The 1,203-nt window shown below is 51.9% G+C and carries 13 tRNA genes; all 13 read left to right on the forward strand.

Features of this window, described 5'->3' with window-relative positions:
• Positions 1–64: 64 nt before the first annotated feature.
• Positions 65–137: transfer RNA gene (locus ADJ60_RS05170), tRNA-Asp, on the forward strand.
• Between the two features lie 23 nt (positions 138–160).
• A tRNA-Lys gene (locus tag ADJ60_RS05175) sits at positions 161–233 on the forward strand.
• Positions 234–238: 5 nt separating this feature from the next.
• A tRNA-Leu gene (locus tag ADJ60_RS05180) sits at positions 239–320 on the forward strand.
• Between the two features lie 18 nt (positions 321–338).
• Positions 339–411 (forward strand) — tRNA-Thr (locus ADJ60_RS05185).
• A gap of 22 nt (positions 412–433) precedes the next feature.
• Positions 434–505: transfer RNA gene (locus ADJ60_RS05190), tRNA-Gly, on the forward strand.
• 7 nt (positions 506–512) lie between these two features.
• Positions 513–598 (forward strand) — tRNA-Leu (locus tag ADJ60_RS05195).
• Between the two features lie 11 nt (positions 599–609).
• A tRNA-Arg gene (locus tag ADJ60_RS05200) sits at positions 610–683 on the forward strand.
• Between the two features lie 15 nt (positions 684–698).
• A tRNA-Pro gene (locus ADJ60_RS05205) sits at positions 699–772 on the forward strand.
• A 5-nt stretch (positions 773–777) separates the two neighbouring features.
• Positions 778–851, forward strand: a tRNA-Met gene (locus tag ADJ60_RS05210).
• A 13-nt stretch (positions 852–864) separates the two neighbouring features.
• Positions 865–938 (forward strand) — tRNA-Ile (locus tag ADJ60_RS05215).
• Between the two features lie 12 nt (positions 939–950).
• Positions 951–1,040: transfer RNA gene (locus tag ADJ60_RS05220), tRNA-Ser, on the forward strand.
• A 10-nt stretch (positions 1,041–1,050) separates the two neighbouring features.
• Positions 1,051–1,124: transfer RNA gene (locus tag ADJ60_RS05225), tRNA-Met, on the forward strand.
• 3 nt (positions 1,125–1,127) lie between these two features.
• Positions 1,128–1,200, forward strand: a tRNA-Phe gene (locus ADJ60_RS05230).
• Positions 1,201–1,203 lie beyond the last annotated feature (3 nt).

Consider the following 1,203-nt stretch of genomic DNA (forward strand, 5'->3'; position numbering starts at 1 on the left):
TCAGCTGGGAGAGCATCTGCCTTACAAGCAGAGGGTCAGCGGTTCGATCCCGTTAACTCCCATAGGTCCCGTAGTGTAGCGGTTATCACGTCGCCCTGTCACGGCGAAGATCGCGGGTTCGATTCCCGTCGGGACCGTTAGAATAACGTAAGTTATTTTAGACTCGTTAGCTCAGTTGGTAGAGCAATTGACTTTTAATCAATGGGTCACTGGTTCGAGCCCAGTACGGGTCATATATGCGGGTTTGGCGGAATTGGCAGACGCACCAGATTTAGGATCTGGCGCTTAACGGCGTGGGGGTTCAAGTCCCTTAACCCGCATTAAGATATAATAAATGAGCCGGCTTAGCTCAGTTGGTAGAGCATCTGATTTGTAATCAGAGGGTCGCGTGTTCAAGTCATGTAGCCGGCATTTTTAGATAGAAGAAAACGGTGCGAACGTAGTTCAGTGGTAGAACACCACCTTGCCAAGGTGGGGGTCGCGGGTTCGAATCCCGTCGTTCGCTTAGAGAGGCCGGGGTGGCGGAACTGGCAGACGCACAGGACTTAAAATCCTGCGATTGGTAACGATCGTACCGGTTCGATTCCGGTCCTCGGCATAATATAATGAGCACCCTTAGCTCAACTGGATAGAGTACCTGACTACGAATCAGGCGGTTAGAGGTTCGACTCCTCTAGGGTGCATTTTTCTTTTTAACTCGGGAAGTAGCTCAGCTTGGTAGAGTACTTGGTTTGGGACCAAGGTGTCGCAGGTTCGAATCCTGTCTTCCCGATATATGGCGGTGTAGCTCAGCTGGCTAGAGCGTCCGGTTCATACCCGGGAGGTCGGGGGTTCGATCCCCTTCGCCGCTATAATGATCTTGTTGGACCTTTAGCTCAGCTGGTTAGAGCTCTCGGCTCATAACCGAGTGGTCGTAGGTTCAAGTCCTACAAGGTCCATTTAAATAATATGGAGGATTACCCAAGTCCGGCTGAAGGGAACGGTCTTGAAAACCGTCAGGCGTGTAAAAGCGTGCGTGGGTTCGAATCCCACATCCTCCTTTTGTATTAGCGCGGGATGGAGCAGCTCGGTAGCTCGTCGGGCTCATAACCCGAAGGTCGTAGGTTCAAATCCTGCTCCCGCAATAAGGCTCGGTAGCTCAGTTGGTAGAGCAATGGATTGAAGCTCCATGTGTCGGCGGTTCGATTCCGTCTCGCGCCATTT

Origin of the sequence: Streptococcus pseudopneumoniae (genome assembly GCF_001076775.1) — a bacterium.
Taxonomy (GTDB): Bacteria; Bacillota; Bacilli; order Lactobacillales; family Streptococcaceae; genus Streptococcus; species Streptococcus pseudopneumoniae_G.